22 protein-coding genes are annotated in these 17,110 nt (G+C 47.9%); 10 read left to right on the top strand and 12 right to left on the bottom strand.

Translation table 11 applies throughout. The features are described 5' to 3' along the window. Nucleotides 1-8: 8 nt before the first annotated feature. The 6 genes from METBU_RS0115205 to METBU_RS25370 form a co-directional block, all read right to left on the bottom strand. The gene (locus tag METBU_RS0115205; RefSeq protein WP_017841447.1) at nucleotides 9-1,550 is read right to left on the bottom strand and encodes a DUF4384 domain-containing protein; all 1,542 of its coding nucleotides are present in this window, start codon (nucleotides 1,548-1,550) and stop codon (nucleotides 9-11) included. 38 nt (nucleotides 1,551-1,588) lie between these two features. Further along, nucleotides 1,589-1,900: a hypothetical protein gene (locus tag METBU_RS0115200; RefSeq protein WP_017841446.1), complete on the bottom strand. Its 312-nt coding sequence runs from the start codon at nucleotides 1,898-1,900 to the stop codon at nucleotides 1,589-1,591. A gap of 72 nt (nucleotides 1,901-1,972) precedes the next feature. Then, a complete protein-coding gene (locus METBU_RS0115195; protein WP_017841445.1) occupies nucleotides 1,973-2,269 on the bottom strand; it encodes a hypothetical protein in 297 nt (98 codons plus the stop codon). 116 nt (nucleotides 2,270-2,385) lie between these two features. Then, nucleotides 2,386-2,682 (bottom strand): hypothetical protein, encoded by a 297-nt coding sequence (locus tag METBU_RS0115190; RefSeq protein ID WP_017841444.1) that lies wholly within the window; start codon nucleotides 2,680-2,682, stop codon nucleotides 2,386-2,388. A 1,498-nt stretch (nucleotides 2,683-4,180) separates the two neighbouring features. After that, on the bottom strand, nucleotides 4,181-5,482 hold the full coding sequence (locus tag METBU_RS27075; RefSeq protein WP_017841443.1) for a caspase family protein: 1,302 nt from the start codon (nucleotides 5,480-5,482) through the stop codon (nucleotides 4,181-4,183). A gap of 63 nt (nucleotides 5,483-5,545) precedes the next feature. Then, nucleotides 5,546-5,824 (bottom strand): hypothetical protein, encoded by a 279-nt coding sequence (locus METBU_RS25370; protein WP_017841442.1) that lies wholly within the window; start codon nucleotides 5,822-5,824, stop codon nucleotides 5,546-5,548. Between the two features lie 29 nt (nucleotides 5,825-5,853). Here METBU_RS25370 and METBU_RS28180 point away from each other — a divergent pair, with 29 nt between their 5' ends. Continuing rightward, nucleotides 5,854-6,021: a hypothetical protein gene (locus tag METBU_RS28180; RefSeq protein WP_186005685.1), complete on the top strand. Its 168-nt coding sequence runs from the start codon at nucleotides 5,854-5,856 to the stop codon at nucleotides 6,019-6,021. A 120-nt stretch (nucleotides 6,022-6,141) separates the two neighbouring features. Further along, entirely contained in the window at nucleotides 6,142-7,320 is a 1,179-nt protein-coding gene (locus METBU_RS0115175; RefSeq protein ID WP_017841441.1) for an ISAzo13 family transposase, read from the top strand. 378 nt (nucleotides 7,321-7,698) lie between these two features. Here METBU_RS0115175 and METBU_RS27610 read toward each other — a convergent pair whose 3' ends face one another. The 3 genes from METBU_RS27610 to METBU_RS25360 form a co-directional block, all read right to left on the bottom strand. Further along, nucleotides 7,699-8,031, bottom strand: coding sequence for a hypothetical protein (locus tag METBU_RS27610; protein ID WP_017841440.1), 333 nt, complete (start codon nucleotides 8,029-8,031; stop codon nucleotides 7,699-7,701). A gap of 178 nt (nucleotides 8,032-8,209) precedes the next feature. Further along, nucleotides 8,210-8,437 (bottom strand): hypothetical protein, encoded by a 228-nt coding sequence (locus METBU_RS27605; RefSeq protein ID WP_138767047.1) that lies wholly within the window; start codon nucleotides 8,435-8,437, stop codon nucleotides 8,210-8,212. Continuing rightward, nucleotides 8,428-9,495 (bottom strand): Druantia anti-phage system protein DruA, encoded by a 1,068-nt coding sequence (locus METBU_RS25360; RefSeq protein WP_235726418.1) that lies wholly within the window; start codon nucleotides 9,493-9,495, stop codon nucleotides 8,428-8,430. Before METBU_RS25360 ends, METBU_RS27605 begins: the two co-directional genes overlap by 10 nt. Before the next feature lie 216 nt (nucleotides 9,496-9,711). Between METBU_RS25360 and METBU_RS29245 the strand changes: the two genes are divergently transcribed. After that, nucleotides 9,712-9,939, top strand: a complete 228-nt coding sequence (locus METBU_RS29245; protein ID WP_083877748.1) for an HNH endonuclease — start codon at nucleotides 9,712-9,714, stop codon at nucleotides 9,937-9,939. A 140-nt stretch (nucleotides 9,940-10,079) separates the two neighbouring features. On the opposite strand, the gene tnpC is transcribed toward METBU_RS29245, so the two are convergent. Beyond that, nucleotides 10,080-11,630: an IS66 family transposase gene (tnpC, locus tag METBU_RS0115160; RefSeq protein ID WP_017841437.1), complete on the bottom strand. Its 1,551-nt coding sequence runs from the start codon at nucleotides 11,628-11,630 to the stop codon at nucleotides 10,080-10,082. A 100-nt stretch (nucleotides 11,631-11,730) separates the two neighbouring features. Here tnpC and METBU_RS0115155 point away from each other — a divergent pair, with 100 nt between their 5' ends. From METBU_RS0115155 to METBU_RS29240, 3 genes are all read left to right on the top strand, one after another. Further along, nucleotides 11,731-12,660, top strand: a complete 930-nt coding sequence (locus tag METBU_RS0115155) for a DUF3800 domain-containing protein (RefSeq protein WP_017841436.1) — start codon at nucleotides 11,731-11,733, stop codon at nucleotides 12,658-12,660. Between the two features lie 199 nt (nucleotides 12,661-12,859). Then, nucleotides 12,860-13,069 carry a type II toxin-antitoxin system HicB family antitoxin gene (locus METBU_RS0115150; RefSeq protein WP_017841435.1) on the top strand — a complete coding sequence of 70 codons (210 nt, stop codon included), beginning with the start codon at nucleotides 12,860-12,862 and terminating at the stop codon, nucleotides 13,067-13,069. 2 nt (nucleotides 13,070-13,071) lie between these two features. Continuing rightward, entirely contained in the window at nucleotides 13,072-13,299 is a 228-nt protein-coding gene (locus METBU_RS29240) for a type II toxin-antitoxin system HicA family toxin (protein WP_083877746.1), read from the top strand. A gap of 463 nt (nucleotides 13,300-13,762) precedes the next feature. Here METBU_RS29240 and METBU_RS0115145 read toward each other — a convergent pair whose 3' ends face one another. Continuing rightward, nucleotides 13,763-14,071 (bottom strand): HAD hydrolase-like protein, encoded by a 309-nt coding sequence (locus tag METBU_RS0115145; protein WP_017841434.1) that lies wholly within the window; start codon nucleotides 14,069-14,071, stop codon nucleotides 13,763-13,765. A 210-nt stretch (nucleotides 14,072-14,281) separates the two neighbouring features. On the opposite strand from METBU_RS0115145, the gene METBU_RS0115140 reads away from it, so the two are divergent. Next, nucleotides 14,282-14,503: a transcriptional regulator gene (locus tag METBU_RS0115140; protein ID WP_014146562.1), complete on the top strand. Its 222-nt coding sequence runs from the start codon at nucleotides 14,282-14,284 to the stop codon at nucleotides 14,501-14,503. A 2-nt stretch (nucleotides 14,504-14,505) separates the two neighbouring features. Beyond that, nucleotides 14,506-14,805 (top strand): type II toxin-antitoxin system RelE/ParE family toxin, encoded by a 300-nt coding sequence (locus METBU_RS29235; RefSeq protein WP_017841433.1) that lies wholly within the window; start codon nucleotides 14,506-14,508, stop codon nucleotides 14,803-14,805. A 249-nt stretch (nucleotides 14,806-15,054) separates the two neighbouring features. On the opposite strand, the gene METBU_RS0115130 is transcribed toward METBU_RS29235, so the two are convergent. Next, complete coding sequence (locus tag METBU_RS0115130; protein WP_017841432.1) at nucleotides 15,055-15,996, bottom strand: cation diffusion facilitator family transporter; 942 nt, start codon at nucleotides 15,994-15,996, stop codon at nucleotides 15,055-15,057. A 335-nt stretch (nucleotides 15,997-16,331) separates the two neighbouring features. Between METBU_RS0115130 and METBU_RS0115125 the strand changes: the two genes are divergently transcribed. After that, entirely contained in the window at nucleotides 16,332-16,622 is a 291-nt protein-coding gene (locus tag METBU_RS0115125) for a hypothetical protein (protein WP_017841431.1), read from the top strand. A gap of 122 nt (nucleotides 16,623-16,744) precedes the next feature. Beyond that, nucleotides 16,745-17,035: a hypothetical protein gene (locus tag METBU_RS0115120; RefSeq protein WP_017841430.1), complete on the top strand. Its 291-nt coding sequence runs from the start codon at nucleotides 16,745-16,747 to the stop codon at nucleotides 17,033-17,035. The last annotated feature ends 75 nt before the right edge of the window (nucleotides 17,036-17,110 follow it).

Below are 17,110 nucleotides of genomic sequence, written 5' to 3'. Positions count from 1 at the left end.
TACTCACCTTATCGAATGACATAGTCGAGTGCGGCTTTAACCGAATTGGCCGCTATTCTGGATTCGTCGAATTGACCGTCGTTGGTGAAATACAATGCTTCGGCCGGAATCGGATTTTTAGAGGCTATAGCCCTGAGTTTATCGGTGCCGGTCGGGCCCGAGACATCGATAGTGAAATCAGCGCCGGGTGAGGGGATGCTGTAGGTTTTTCCAGGTAAGCAATAATTATCGGGTTGATAGATATTCGGGAAAACCGTGTCGATTTTGCCTTCCGAATTGATCAGAACGATGCGGACGTACATCGGTTCGCTGACCGTGAAATCGATTTGCATCGGTTCGCCGATACGGTATTCGGATTTGTTGGTTCTAAGCGATAACGAGCCGGGAGTAGGCGAAGCGTCGATAAAAGTTTGCGGAGCCGGGGCGGGCGCCGGCGGGCTATAAGTCATCGGCTCATGAGCGGCATAATGGAAGCTTCCCTGTCCTTTCAGATTTTTTCGCAGTTGTCGGGTGGCATGATTCAAAGGAACGTTTTCATACAAGGCAAGATAAAGCTCTTGATTCAAATCGGTTCCCGGTAGGCCGTGTTTTTGAACAAAATTTTGTAATGCACTTTGAGTCGCGCCGTCCATCTGACCGGTAGGTTGCACGCTGAAGCCATGCAGATAGAGTAATTCCTGAACCTTGGCTATTTGTTCCGAACGGGTAAACGAATAATAATCGGCTAGGACTTGATCTATCACGACATCGTCGGGTTCGACGCCGGGTATCAAACGCCAATAGGGTAATTTTTGATAGCGTCCGATCAATTGAATCATATTCAATTGAACCAGCAAACGGACGGCCGCGTGCCTGCCTTGTACTTTTTTGATTTCGCCTTTTGCGCCGAACGTGACGCTTTTGATCGTAAAACCGATGCTGTCCTCTTTGGTCGCCTTATGTAGTTTGATGCCGTTGATCGCCTGTATTCTGGGAATGCCGGTAAACGTTTTGAAATCGATCATATTGAAATCCAACGTGACGCTGGCCAGTGAGGACTTATTTTGATCGGTAAAATTGAGCCCGTATTCCTTCACCTCGATATCGACATCGAAGGAGTCGCCTTGTGTGACCAAGCCTCGATCGAACTCGGTGATACCGCCCGATAAAATGACCTGCGGCAGGATCTTGTCTTCATAGCCGCTATAACCGGTTTGCGCGGTGTTGAGCATGAATTCGGGTTCGTAAGGAATATAGAGCACATTGCCGCCTATCCCGTTCAGGGTGCTTTTTACCATCTCGGTAATGTCGCGCGGAATTTCACCGCTTGTTGCCACGGACGTTCCGGTATTGTCGAAAACTTCCTTGGCCATGATTTTGACGGGTTCGTTACTATAGATTTCGGTCATCAAACCTAAACGGTTAACCGCGCTTTGATAGATTGTGGTCTTGGCTTCGGGTAGTGTCTCGTTGAGTCCGATATCGGCACTCTGCGGATTCAAACCGCAGCCTACGAGCAAGAGCGGCAAGCCAATGATGCGAAAACCGCTAGTGAGTTTATAGTTGTTCATAACACGACCTCGTTTCTAAAAATTTGGCATCCGGATGCTTATCGTCTTCGCTCGATGCAGACCGAATTGGCGCGTCTGTTATCCGATAGGTTGATAATGGTGGCATTTTGCAAATTGGCGCCCGGACCGAAGGTTTGATTGCCGGTTCCGCCGCAACCGGAATTTTGATCGGTTTTGCGTCGCGCTTTTGCCAGGGCATTGCGTTTAATAAAATCGATATTGGGACGGAGCTGTATGTTGTCGTTGATGTCTTCATCGATGCCGATGCCGTCGTCTAAATCGTTGGCTAGAAGCGGCGTAACGGGCAATCCTATTAAGAGTAAAAAAGTACACAATCGAATGAGTGACATAGCCGTCTTCCTCGTTATGAGAGAAACCGGACGGATAGAATAATCGGACCGGTTTCCCTTAAGGGTTAAGGTTTACTTGATATCGATCGAACCGGTGTTGGCCGAGCTATCTCTGCCGATCGCCTGAGTATTGGTCAGAGTATTTTTCGATGCGTTGATCACAGTCGATTTTTCGACCTTAGAACTTTCGACGCTGATCGAGCCGGTATTGGCCGAAGAATTGCGGCCGATGGCTTGGGTATTGGTCAAGGTATTTTTGGACGCATTGATCAATGTTGACTTTTCGATTTTCGAACCTTCGGCGAATGCGGAAGATGAAACGGCGGCAGTCAAAGCCAATGCAAGCAGTGAAGTCGATAATGTTTTCATGTGGTTTCTCCTGGGTGGTTTTAAAGTTCGAGGTCAGTGTAACCGGGCCTCGGGTTTATCGGCGTGAAGCAATCACGGAATAAATGTGATCTATTCACATCCGAAGCTTGAATTCGTTACTTGATATCGACCGAACCGGTGTTGGCCGAGCTGTCTCTGCCGATCGCCTGAGTATTAGCCAGTGTATTTTTCGACGCATTGATCACAGTCGATTTTTCGACCTTAGAACCTTCGATACTGATTGAACCGGTATTGGCCAAAGAATTGCGGCCGATGGCTTGGGTATTGGTCAAGGTATTTTTAGACGCATTGATCAACGTGGATTTTTCGATTTTCGAACCTTCGGCGAATGCGGAAGACGAAGCGGCGGCAGTCAAAGCCAATGCAAGCAGTGAAATAGATAATGTTTTCATGGGGTTTCTCCGAGTGGTTTTAAAGTTCGAGGTCAGTGTAACCATCCCTGAGAAATTACGATGTGAAGCATACACATTCGCTGAAAATCTTGGAAACGGAGCGCCAGCGAAGTGAAGATTTTTAGTCCCCGATAGCCGTAGCGCCGGGTGTTTTGCCGGAGTCTGCGCGAATAGCGCAGGCGGAGGCAAAATACAAGGCATCGCGACACGGCGTAAAGCCATTTGTGGGAGTGCTACGGAGCCGCATCGAGTTTACGATGATGTGGCGTAGTGGCACGGACGCAGGGCGAATCGGGGCCGCCGAAGGCAATAATCGCCAAGTAATTTTTCGCTGCTGAAATCGGACGGACCCCATTTCAGCTTTCGCGAAAAATCTTGGCGCGCTTGCGATTTGTGATTTAGTGACCAGCGGGAAATTGCCGGCAATCTTTCTTCTTTTTCCGTCTGGATACGGTACTGCCATTAAGTTAACGGAAACCCGTCATTCCGCCATGGACTGGCGGAATCCAGTGCCATGGATGGCAAGCTTTTGAGGCGCATAGAGCCTTAATGCAAGCGCTGAAAATCTTGGAAACGGAGCACTAGCGAAGTGAAGATTTTTAGTCCCCGATAGCCGTAGCGCCGGGTGCTTTGCCGGAGTCTGCGCGAATAGCGCAGGCGGAGGCAAAATACAAGGCATCGCGACACGGCGTAAAGCCATTTGTGGGAGTGCTACGGAGCCGCATCGAGTATACGAGGATGTGGCGTAGTGGCACGGACGCAGGGCGAATCGGGGCCGCCGAAGGCATTAGCAGTCGCGTAATTTTTGCTGATTTTTCAAGCAGGATGCCCGGAAAAATCTTTCGCAAAAATAGCGACTCCCTGCCGTTACTTATTTTTGTGACGTCTCATTACTGGTACAAAGACAGTATGACGTGTCGAGTTAAAAAATAAGGATGGCCACGATGATTTTCTCCCCCTTTGAAAAAGGGGGATTTATTTAAATAATCTCCCCTAACCCCTCGGCAACTGCTGAGTGACAAGGATGTCAAGAATGCAGAAAATGCAGGAGCTTTTTTCTGCCCAGCGTCGCCTAAAGCGCCTCCCTGTTGGAGCCCTACCTCCTGCATCCATTCAGTCGTCTTTTTCAAAGAGGGGGACTAAATATTTACGTATGGCCTTAAGAATAAAAAGAGAAGTATTAAAACCATCAAATTGCATGCAACAATAATTGAGCGGGTTTGTCAAGAATAGGCGTCATTTTTGTTGTTGTCACGATTTATTACTGTGAAAGTTCGTAGATTTGGACACTTTATCTAATTTTTCGATATACAAAGCTCTGTGCTGGCAATACCGGTTCCAGAGAGGGTGCGGTTGCTCGATCGACAGGCGTCGGCGGCAGGGAGCCGCCGTCGAGCCTACATGGACGTATTCACGGCGTCCTGTCGGGCGAGTGACCGCACCCTCCGCCACCAGAGAACTTTCATTTGCCGGGGCGATGGCTAGGCCTTCATGAACGTTACGGTATAAACAAAAAGTTGCCGGTAAACGACGATTCCATCCAGGGGATTTGTTGGCCGCCGGTTTCTTGATTGACGCCTTGCAAGACGCGTTTGAAAACTTCTTCTATCGTGAGGCCGGGAACTTGCATATGGTTGAGCAAATGCTTGGTATAGATTCCGTTGTCGTCTTCGCCGTCGGCGGCAACCGAACCGGGGCTGGTTGCAAAGCCGATAATGGTGCCTTTCGGACCGTCGATTTTGGCTAGGCCTCGGCCGGCATTCCTGAAACTGCGCGGCAACGGATTGTCTCGGCAGGCATCCAAAATCACGATTTGTAAATTATCTTCGCCTTCCATGGCCCCCAAAACTTGTCCGATATTGACCGCTTTATAGCGGACATCGGACTGCCTTTTGATGACCGCATCGGTAGGAATCAAGTAATTCGATCCGTCGACCTGAACGCCGTGGCCGGCGAAATAGAATAAACCGACTAATTTACCCGCACTCATTTGCCGGCCGAATTTATCGATCGCCGCTTCCATTTGCTCCTGATTTCCATCAAGCAGTAACGTGACCTCAAACCCTAAACGGCTCAAAGAGTCGGCCATGGCTTTGGCATCGTTGACCGGGTTCTTTAACGGGCTGAAGGCATAGGCGCTATTGCCGATGAGCAAAGCGGTACGGCGCAGCGGTATCGTGCCGATAGCATCAATGGCGGCGTTCGACATGGGTTGCACTGTGGGCAATGACGCCGACAATTGTTGGGTCCCGGGCGGCAGGGTGATCATTGCGGGATTTGGTGATGCGATTGCAGGATTAGAATCGGCAAAGGCAATTTCGACATCGACATAACCTTCGTTGTCGTGGTTGCCGTTGATTACGTCGTTAGTTCTGAACATTAAGGGGCCGTTTTCGGATGCCGTAAACGTGACGTCCGAACCGACTACGAAAGGCTTTCCCTGTTCGCCGATTTTGGCGATTAGAGTCGAATGACTGTAACCATCGATAATCGGAGGGAATAGCGGCGAATTATCGCACCACGCCTTGTATAAACCGATGCCGTCGGGGCCGGTAAAATTGCAGGTCGGATAAGTCCGCCATTGTCCTTTAGCGGAAACCCGATAATTCTGCCCAGCCGAAACCTTGACGCCGCTATTTCGCCATTCCTCAACCGCTGCCGATACGCGGGTTTGGGTACTTGTTCCTGAAGCGAGGGGGCGGGTCGTTATGTTGTTGTCGGTATAGTAACGTTTCGGCGCGCATGCCGACAACGATAAGCAAACCGCAATGATGATTGAGTTATAAGTTATATTTTTCATAGTGTTACGGTATAAAGACGACTAGAAAAAGCACATGTTCTTACAGGATTATAGCGGCGATTTTTATTTATGGTTCATGGGGTCATTTGAAATTTGTCCGGGAGCAACAATGACCGGTGTCACCAGCGTGTGATGGTATAAGATCTGACCGTTTTTCAGCGTTTGTTGGGTACAGCATGGACAGGAAATTTTTTCCGAACTGAAGGAATCGGTGCCGTCCAGCGCTACCAATAGGGTACCGCCAACACTCACGAACGGCTTCAGGCAACCTTGTGTGTACAATCTGTCACCTACTTCGGCCAACACCGGATAGAGTGTTTCCGATGCAATGGGATCCAGCAAGTTGCCGATTTGCTGGTCGAAGGAATTTGATGAACACCAAAAATCGATTGTGCGTTATTTCGATTGTGGAGTTTTTCCATCCGTCGCTGATAATCCAGAAAAGACGGGCTTTGCGTGAAGAACACCGAGAAGGCGCTCAGAACGGCATCTTCTATCCTGTATTTCCGATTGTTGCCGGGTTTACGGGAGTCCGGTAAGGAATGAGCACGAAATAACTTGAGCAAGTAGTCGTTGCAATGCGGTAAAGTTAACGAACCTAAAACATTACCCCAAAACTTATAGTGAAGCCTGCTTACCCAATAGAAATTGAAAAACAAATGCAAGAAGTGTTCGACCGTCTATCCGAAAAAGATAAGCGTTTGTATGCGGGGGTTGAAGCATTAAAATTTCCTTATGGCGGCATCAGCTATATTGCTCAGCTGTTTTCCTGTTCTCGCAATACCATCCGACGAGGGATAAATGAACTGAAAGAGAAGGCAACTATCCCCAAAAAACGGGATAGAAAAGCGGGTGGTGGTCGAAAACAAGCTATTGAAAAACAAACGAATATTAATGACGTGTTTCTGTCTATTTTAAAAGAGCATACGGCAGGCGACCCGATGGATGAAACGAAAAAATGGACTAATTTGACGTGTGCCAAAATNGNCTNTCTATTGGCTGAANAGGGTTTCAAAGTCAGTCGCAATATTGTCAGAAAATTATTAAAAAAGAATGATTATGTGAAGCGTAAGGCCTTGAAAAAGAAAGCGGCTGGCGGGCATGTAAATCGTAATGCGCAATTTGAGAATATCAGTCAATTGAGAGCTTTATATACGNCNGCGGGAAATCCTGTCATCAGCGTGGATACCAAGAAAAAGGAGCTGATNGGTAATCTGTTTCGCGATGGCAAGNTCTATACCACTNAAACAGTTGAAGTTTATGATCATGACTTTCCGTCATTAGCCGAAGGCGTTGCCGTACCTCATNCGCTTTATGANACTGAGCGCAACGAAGCCTACGTCAACATTGGGACAAGCCGTGACACCAGCGAGTTTTCCTGTGATTCGATTCGTCACTGGTGGTACACCTATGGCAACCTCTACTATCCGCTGGCAACATCCATTTTATTGCTGATGGATGGCGGTGGCAGTAACTCATCCAGACACTATATTTTCAAACAGGATTTGCAGGCATTAGTGGCAGAAATAGGCATTGAAATACGGATAGCGCATTATCCTCCGTACACCTCTAAATGGAATCCCATCGAGCACCGGGTATTTCCTCATATTACTCGTGAATTATCCGGCATGATTTTAATCAGCCATGTCTTTATGAAAGAGTTAATTGAAAAGACAACAACAAAAGCGGGATTAAATGTCTTTGCCTGTATTTTTAACAAGGTTTATGAAACGGGCAGAAAAGTTGTGGAGGGCTTTAAAGAATCCATGCGAATTGTATTTGATAAGCATCTGAGGCAATGGAATTATGTCGCCATGCCTGAAGCGGTAATTTTATAAGTTGCTCAAGTTATTTCGTGCTCGTTCCTAAGTCTTCGAAGGTGCGACGTATCAAGTCAATTATTTCCAAGTCCATTTGTATCTACCGATGGCTTTATTAATGTTGCGATTGATTAGTTTTAAGTGCCCCTTATTTTATCAGGGTTTTAAATTGGGAATTGCTGGGAAATTCCTCGATTCGTTTCAAAAAGAGATTTTTCCGCATCATGGCCCATAGAGTCATTAAGAAGCTAACAATTCGGGTTTGAATTGAGTTATCGAAAGGCTAGTGGAGGTTTTCAAAAGGAATTTTGCAGATTTATCAAATATTCGAAATTTCAGCCTCATTGTTTACGTCAAGGTCAAGTGGAACTATCCCACGGCCACGGCGAAACCGTTCTAAACATCTTGACTTTGGTGTCGCAATATAACCTTTCTCGAATTCTCTGTCATGCGTAGGTAATCGAATACCCGTCGTACATTACGCGCCAGCTTTTCGATAGTGGCTGCCACACTGTCTTTACTCATGGACTTAATCAACCCTGCGGCAAATCTGCGCAGACAGGTTATGTTTTCAGGTCCATGGCCTTTGCTTATCCTGCAACGATCTTCATTCCAATTCCAATCCAGTAGGTAATGATGACTCTCAACGCCCCAATGATCTCTATTGAACTTGAGCACTTGTTCGGCATTGGCGCTCATCGGCGAATGACTGGTTAGGCCGTAAGCCATCTCAAAGGTTTCTTGGCCGCTTTTTTTGTCGATGGTGTGGCGTTGTATGGCAAATATTTGCCCGACGAAAGGGAAATCAAGGTAGTCGTTCAGGAGCGTAGACGTCCAAATAGAGCGTGACTCAATACGACCATGCGTTAAGGTGTAGGGCTCGCTATAGTCAGGCGCTTGGCGATTTTCAAAGGCCAGGCGAAATATCCTGGGCGACTGTGGGTTGGTTGTCTTTGGCGGTAAATACATAATGGGCCTGCCGGTCTTCGACCAGATAGTGCGCCAGTTTACGCTGTGTTAAAAGGGCGTCGCCAGTGATCGTTTTATCGGCAATATCCGCCAAGGTATCAATAACAGGGATGAACATCCCAATTTCGTTGGTCTGTTTGAGTTCATCGCTTCCCTCTACAGGCAAAGCACCGACTTTTTTTGAGTGTGGCAGCGTCCCGTCTGATGCCCGACGACGCCCAGGATGTGTGTTTGACGACCGTCTTCATCAATCGCGTTACGCAGGTTTTTACCGTCGACGGCCAAGCCTTCGTCGGCTTCGGCGAATTGTTCGTTCCAGCCTTGCAGCGCAAGATCGAGTTGTGCGGGATCGACGCTAATTAAGGTTTCTCTAAAGGTGGTGCGACTGGGTACCTGATAACGCCCATTGCGTTTGCGACAGCCAAAACGGGCTCGCGCTTTTTGGCCTAAGTCATCCGCCCAGCTGCCAATCGCTTTATAGCCTTCCATTCCACAGAGCACGGCAGCTGTGGCAAGAGCCAGAATACACGGCAGAGAATGACGCTGTCCCTGCTTACGCCGCGGGTCAGGAATATCAAGAAAGAACTCTGGTAAAGTGCGCATTTGATCGGCGGTTAGCATGATTTTTGGTGCTCCATAGCCATAACAGGGGCTAAGCATAGGTTGCGACAAGTGAGTTTGAGCGCGCTTTTCCAAGGGTCTAACAAAAACCTGCTTGGGCTGTTGAGCGCTAGGGCTATAGCCTTGGCGAATCCGACGGTAACCACGGGTATCGCCGACATGCACCCAGTTAGAAGCACGATAAATCGTGCCATGAAACAACTGAGGATCAACGAAAGTTTCTAGCAATAATAAGGGGTAACCGAAGCGTTGCTGCCAATCCTGAGAAATTCGCCGTTCACATAAGGAAAGAACCCGGGACGCAAGGTTAGGATAATGGTGCTCGGGGAGAATCAAAAAGCGACTATTGTTAGCAATCAGGTGAAGGCGATCATATTGAACCCGATAGCTCCAACCAATCCACTGATCACGCGCAGCACATTTCCAGGCTGCGGCGGAAAAGCTGATGAGTGCCAGCCATTGATTATGATAGCTGGCGACATACCACAAGGTATGTCCGATCTTTGGTAAAGCGCCCAGATAGTGGTGTGCCTTCATTAATGACTGAAAACGTTCCCGCTCTTCCGACTGAGCTGGCTGTACGATGATCTCTTGAAGGTTCAAAGCCTGTATCCCAAACATAGAATGTCAGGATGCTTTATATCTGAAAAATGTAAGTTTGTCCAGGATTAGTTATATTTCATTGATTCGTAATGTAAAATTATAGAGAACTGTTCCGCCGTGGGAACTATCCAGACACAGAGGGTAAATAGAGAAATGCAAAAGACGATTGTTTTTCTGCATTTGTACGATGCCGAATAACGATTCAGTGATTGCCAATTGACCGTAACGAGAGACCGGTGGCCCCTCGGTAGTATATTGGCTCGAGAGAAGCGTCGTTGTTTCTATACTGGCCGCAAGATAACCACCCAAAATTGCTATCTAGATCACGTCATTCCGCAAGTAGGTTTTGGAAACAACTCTTACAAAAACATTGTCGCGCCATGCTATGACGCAAATTCCATGAAAAATGATAAGCCAGCAGATGAATTTATTCGGTTGTTGTAAAAAGATAAAACTATTTTTTTGTCAGAATTTTAGGAATTAAAAGAAAAATCGCTAAGCTTCAATCTGGTGAGTTAAAACCAGGCATCTCTTCCCCATGATATATCCAATGACGTAATCGTTTAGCCCCCCCCCTGTTCCTATCACGCCAAAACCGGCATAGGCAAACGAGGGACGGGTTGGTTTTTACGGCGTTCGGCCAGTGTTTGAGCAATAAACTCCCAAGGATTCAGGTCTCTCAAACGCGCGGTATCAATCACGCTCGCCAGCAAGGCAACCACGCGACTGCCTTGTGCCGTCCGCGAACCGAAGGTGATTTTGCGCAGCAATACCCAGTGCCGCAAACTGCGTTCCGCCACGTTGTTGGTCAATGGATGCGCCGGCGTTTCGACCACGCGCACGATGGCCTCCCAATCGTTGAGAAATTCGCCGGCTAATTGTCGGCTGTCAACATGCGCGATGTCTCGGTGCGTCTCGCAGAGCGAGCGCAGCAAGGTCAGCAACTGTTGATTCTGCGCCCATAAGGATTCGGCATCCGGCGGCGATTCGCGGAGTCGGTGGATGTTGCGCATCAACAGGATCATGGCCAATAACAAGGCTTCGCCGAAAGCTTGTCCTTCGCTATCCAGGCACTGATACAGTGCTCGGGCCTTGCGCACCAAGTGCGCCCAACAGTGCAAGCGCCTAGGAAAGATGCGATAGACGCTGTAGCCGTCGGTCATCAGTAAGCCGCAAAACGCTTCCCCTAAGAGCTGGTTCACGACGAGACGATGGCGTTTGCCCACTTGATAAATCACCGTCTGTGCGCTGACAAAGACCCAGAGCCAAAATAACTGCCCGGCTTCTTTCCAGGGTGTTTCATCGATATGTAAGAGGCCGGCGGCCTTGAGTTCCGCGATCAACTGCTCGTCGACGACCGGCGCAACGGCACGTCCCGCTTCATGAATGCATTGATTAATGGTGCTGGTGCTGAGGTAGATTCCCAGCCAATCGCGCAAATAGGCTTGGATTCTGCGGCGCGATGCCCGTAGGGACAATGAGAGATAGACCAGAAAACTGACCAGCCGGGGGCCGCACAGATGCCATTCGCTCAGGGCTACGCTCCAGCCGTCTTCGTCGGCGCCTCGCCCGGGCTCGGCAAGGGTTTGATGACCGCAGGGACAGGTCGCCGAGAAGTAGTCATGTCGGCTATGTTCGATTTGTAATTTCGGCGATTCGGCGTTGCCGACTTCAAGCTCCAGTTCGAACCGGGCGTTCCAGGGTCGATAGTCGGTGTTGTCGGCAAACGATTGCCCACACGCGGCGCAGCAATCCGGGCGATGCTCAATTGTCCGTGTCACCGGTAAGGTCAGGTTGCGGCTATAGCCTGGGCTACCGACTTGGCGCCCGGCTTTTTTAGGCTTTCCGCTATCACCGGTCGCCGCCGGAGGTGTTGCCGAGTCCTGGCTAGGTAAGTCATCTGACGAAGACTCAGACGAATCCAGTGCCGACAAGTCGTCCGTTGCCGGCGCTTCTTCCGACGGTTCGGCGCTGGATTGATTCGATTGCCAAGGCTCCCGGGATGACGGCGGACGCGAACTCGTATCCGGGGATTGTTTGAGTCGTTCTCGGGCTTCTTTGAGATCCGCCAACAGTTGCTTACTCAATGGACGCAACTCACCCTCCGGCAAATCATCCAGATAGTCCGTGTCCATTTGGCTAAGGTCTCGGTCGCTCAACGTCATGTCCTATAGCTTTTCATGTTTTAACGGGAGATGCTACTTTTTTAGTGATGGGGGGCTAAACGATTACCCAATGACAACACCAATAATTTTCTTCGATGAGTCACATAATACCGGTTCTCATTTATTAGATGCTAATCAACCGATATTTACGCTTGCCTCGGTAGATTACAATCCAGATGAATGTTCAGAGCTTTTACACTTAGTTTCATCCCATCAAGCATCCGAAGCGAAATTCAGTAGTCTTCAAAGCAGTGAAGCAGGACGTAGAAAAATATTGGATTTTGTTAATTCGCAAATGCACTCTGAAAAATGTGTAAAAACGATGATTGTACATAAGCGTTTCAATGTAATTACTCAACTTGTTGATAGCATAGAAGAAACGCTTATGCGTAGGGATGGAATCGATATTTATAAAAATAGCGGCAATATTGTATTAGCCAATTTACATTGGTATTTGACACCACATTTTTGTGGCGAACAACAATTTGATGACTTTCTGGCCAGTTTTGTTGAGATGGTCAGAAATCAATCCAGCGAATTTAAAAGTAAGTTTTTTAATAGCGCTAAAGTGCTATACGATAACTGCACAGATGAGAAGCATAAATCCATGCTTGCTCATTACATTTATGCGGAGCGTGTTATAGATGATATTCTCAACGGCATTGACAAAAAATACGCTATAGACCCCGCCATTAGTCTGTTCTTTTGTCATTTAACTGAATGGGAAAAACAGCTAGATGAAGCGCCTATCATTATCTATGACGAATCAAAACCCATTACAGCGTCGCAACCCATTTTTATGAAAATGATGGATAGTTCGATTCCTCCTGAAGAAGTGGGCTATGGTCAAAGGAAATTTACGGTTCCTTTAAAAGTTAAAGAATTTCGCTCTGGAAACTCAAGACAATATCCTGCTCTTCAAGTCGCCGACCTTATGGCAGGGGCCACACGATATTATTATTCGGCATTCTTTCGTAATAAAAATTCAATTTGCGAATAAGCTTAAAGACGCCGGAATTGAGCGCTTCGTATTTGGAGCTATTGGGCCGCTAGATCTGGAACACTTAATGTTTGATGATTTGAAAACTAGCGATAATGATATAAATCCGACTGATTACATGACGAAATTCTGTTCATAAAATCCAAGTGAGGGAAATTCGGCTTGGATTCCAATTGATATTCAAAGAGGTTAGATCAATATGAAAAATTACACGGCTATTATTGAAAAATGTCGCGATACCGGATTATACGTGGGCTTCATTCCTGGATTTACAGGTGCACATAGCCAAGCGGAATCATTGGATGAGCTTAATCAAAATCTTCGGGAAGTCATTGAAATGTTACTTGAGGATGGCGAGCCAATACTGGAAGCCGAGTTTGTTGGAACTCAAAATGTAGTTGTTGCTTAAGCATGGGAAACATACCAGTTCTTAAACCTCGCGAAGTTGTGGCTTTGCTTGAAATATTAGGATTTACAGAAATCCGGCAACGCGGCTCACATAAACAATTCCGTCATCCTGACGGTAGATGCACAACAGTGCCATTTCATGCAGGACGTGATATCTCGCCAGTTTTACTTCGGCAAATCGCTAAGGATATTGGCATGACAGTTGGAGAGTTACTTAAATTTCTAGTCTAAACCAACGCACCAGAAGACTCCGCTAGAGCTACACCGCTGAGCTTTACGTTACGCCAAAAAATTAGGAGGTTAGGTGGCTGTAGAAGAAAAAAAAGCTATCGCAAAGAATCTGTAAAGAAGAATAAGGGTATTGGCAAAATCCTTAAGGAAAACTGAGGAAAACTGAGGAAAACTGGGGTCAGGTAAAAATTAAACGCAGGCCAATTCAGCATTCAGTATCATTTAACCCGAACCTGACCCCAGTTATTTAAGGCACATTAAGCAGCGGGTGGGTTTCCTGCGATACGCACAGCGTACCCTACAGTCTTAAAGTTTCGACATTGGCGTAGTATTAATTTCAACTATTAATGCTAACATAGCTTTTTTTATTCGCTCTTTGCAGTATGGCCCGGCGCAAGGAAGTCCAAAAATCGAGAGGGAAGGGAAGCGCGCAGCTTAGCCAAGCTTGCGTCCGAATTGAATGTTAAGAACCGGCGATCTCAATGGGCAATCGAGCCGGCAACTCAGCGACCGACGGAATGATCAAATCCGGCATCACGCGGCTGGCGTTCGCATAGGCTTTGCGGTATTTGCCGGTCTTCACCAGAATACCGATTAGGCCGGTATTTTGACCGCCGCCGATGTCGGAATCGATGTCGTCGCCGACGATCGCGACGCGTTCGGGCGGCAATTCCAATTCGGTCAGCGCCGCACGGAAAAAATTGGGCGACGGTTTGCCGATGATCGTCGCACGCTGACCGCTGGCGTATTCGAGCTGCCGCCAAGCCCCCATGGATGGGTTTACGGCGTTCCTCGACAGGCATACCCCACACCCTAAAATCGGCGAAACGGCTCAAACTGGGAATTGCTGTGGTAACGTTTAACAAATCAAAACAGCCTACTGCTAACGCGTCGGTTGATTGAAGCGTTGAGTTTGGTAAGCAAGGTGGTGGTATCATTATGCAAACAACTTAATTGAGCAATTCGGAGTATCATTCATATTATGCAAGTTGCTACCGGAACCGTTGTCAACGGAAAAATCGTGCTGGAAGGGGTCTCTCTTACCGAGGGTGCCGTGGTAACCGTCGTTACGCGCGGTTCTGACGAAAGCTTTTTACTTACTGAGGCCCAAGAAAACGAACTACTTGCGGCCATGGCTGAAATTGAACGTGGTGAATATGTAAGCTTGGAAGAACTATTGCAGTCTCTTCCCGCGCATAATTGAGCATGGCGCTTCGGATAAGAATCGCCGCACGAGCAGCAAACCAGATTCGCAAGGCATCTGAGTGGTGGTCGGTAAACCGCCCCAGCGTTCCAAACGCTATCGCCACAGACTTTGGCGAGGCAGTGGCTTTGTTGGCCGAACAACCAGGCATCGGCGCTAAATATAAAGGTTCTCGCACCGTTGGCGTTCGCCGCCTTTTTCTCAGTCGCGTAGGGTACTTCAGTTACTACAAAGCTGAGGGCAGTTTCCTTCATGTACTTGCGTTTTGGCACGCAAGCCGAGAGCACCAGCCATCTCTATAATTTGGCCTAACACAACGGTCTAAGGGACACGCCGCCCGTTGGCGGCTTCTCTTGGCTTTCTTCAGCGGCACGCCCCTTAGTCAGCAAGTAGGGGCAAAATGACACCAGAATATTGGATTGATGCTGAGCAGAGGATTGCATCTTACTTGGCGGGTAATGATGTCGAGGACATCAAATACATGCAGGTCGAGCAGACCTTTGATGATCTAAGAGGTGAAGCTCATGTATGGTATTTACTACACTCCTTGCCTAATGCTGCCACGAAGCCGCATCTTCTATCGGTTCCAGGTGTGTTTCTATATCGATATGGTCGAATTTAGCTTTGATTCGATGTTCTATGGTTTCCAGCAAATCATGGCCTTGCTGTACAGACCATTGCCCCGGCACTAACACATGCACCGACATGAAACGGCGCGCGCCGGCATATCGAGTGCGCAAAGCATGGTAGGCAATTTGATCCGAAGCGATAAATTGCTCCAATACCCCTACAATTTCCGCTAGTTCTTCCTCCGGTAGCGTAGCGTCCATCAATCCGGAAATAGTGCGGCGCAATAGATGCAATCCTGCCCATAGAATGTTGATTGCCACTAAAATCGCAATCACCGGATCGAGAATCTCCCAACCCGGCATCCCTATTTGCTCGGCAAAATCCAGCGTCAACTGAAACCGATTACCCAACGCGATCAAGCCAATACCTAGGACAATTCCGACTGTGGTCCACACGTCGGTCATCAAATGCTTACCGTCCGCTTCTAAAGTAATTGAATGCCGGCTACGACCGACCGTAATCAGAATTTTAGCCACAACCAGATTGATTAACGACGCAAACACGGAAATGGCGATACCGACATCCAGTTGCTGCAAAGGCTCCGGATGCAGCAGGCGTTCCCAAGCGGTGTATGCGATACTGACGGCCGCCAGCAAAATCATCATGCCCTCGGCGCCACTGGAAAAATACTCGATCTTATCGTGGCCGTATGAGTGGGATTCATCCGGTGGTCGAGCAGCAATGTTCAATGAAATCAACACAATCACCGCAGCGACCAGATTAATCAACGACTCTAGCGCATCGGACAACAAGCCCACCGAACCGGTTAGCCAATAAGCATAACTCTTCAGTCCGATGGTCAATATAGCCGCAATGAATGACAACCACCCGTAGCGGGCCAATGATTTCTTTTCGGCAGCCATTCTCTCAATCCTGAAAAAATGCGCAGTTTAGCAACTCCAAATTACGACTTGCACTCAAAAAAACATTGGTTCAATTAAATCACAACCTGGGTCGAGTAACGGCGCACCTGAATTTGAAAGATCTGTGATCAGAATAAATTTACTTTTTCTATGATTCGTCAATCCGATCGATTAAACACAACGACCAATGATTCATTGGAATCCGGTTCGTGAATAAATCACAGAACCGGCGTTACTCGATCACCGCGTTTTCTTCTCCAAATCGGGATACTGTACCCAAGTTCAACAGCACGGTTGAACCCAACATCATCCATTAATAATCAGAGGAAAACGTCATGAAAAAATATACATTAGCAGCAGTCGCATTGGTCGCAGTCTTCAGCGGATCGGCAATGGCCGAAGGTTCCAAAATCGAAAAATCGACCTTGATCAATGCATCGAAAAACACGTTGACTAATACGCAAGCGATCGGCCGTAACAGCGCCGCGAGCACAGGCTCTATCAACGTGGTCGGCTCGAAAGTCGAAAAATCGACCGTGATCAACGCGTCCAAAAACACGTTGACCAACACCCAAGCGATCGGCAGGGACAGCGTCGCGAACACCGGTTCGATCGACATTCGCTAAAGCAGAAGCGGTGAATAGTTCACAATTTTAGCGTGAACGGTTCACCGCAAAACTAACAGTCAAACGGTACATTAAAACCGTGGCAAACAAACCCAATACTTAAAACTCAAGAGGAAAACGTCATGAAAAAATATACAGTAGCAGCAGTCGCATTGGTCGCAGTCTTCAGCGGATCGGCAATGGCCGAAGGCTCCAAAATCGAAAAATCGACCTTGATCAACGCCTCGAAAAACACGCTGACCAATACGCAAGCGATCGGCCGCAACAGCGCCGCGAGCACAGGTTCCATCAACGTGGTCGGCTCCAAAGTCGAAAAATCCACCGTGATCAATGCGTCCAAAAACACGTTGACCAACACCCAAGCGATCGGCAGGGACAGCGTCGCGAACACCGGTTCGATCGACATTCGCTAAAGCAGAAGCGGTGAATAGTTCACAATTTTAGTGTGAGCGGTTCACCGCAAAACAAACAACCAAACGATACAGTAA

Source organism: Methylotuvimicrobium buryatense 5G, assembly GCF_000341735.1.
GTDB lineage: Bacteria > Pseudomonadota > Gammaproteobacteria > Methylococcales > Methylomonadaceae > Methylotuvimicrobium > Methylotuvimicrobium buryatense.
This window is presented reverse-complemented; position numbering and strand designations above follow the sequence as displayed.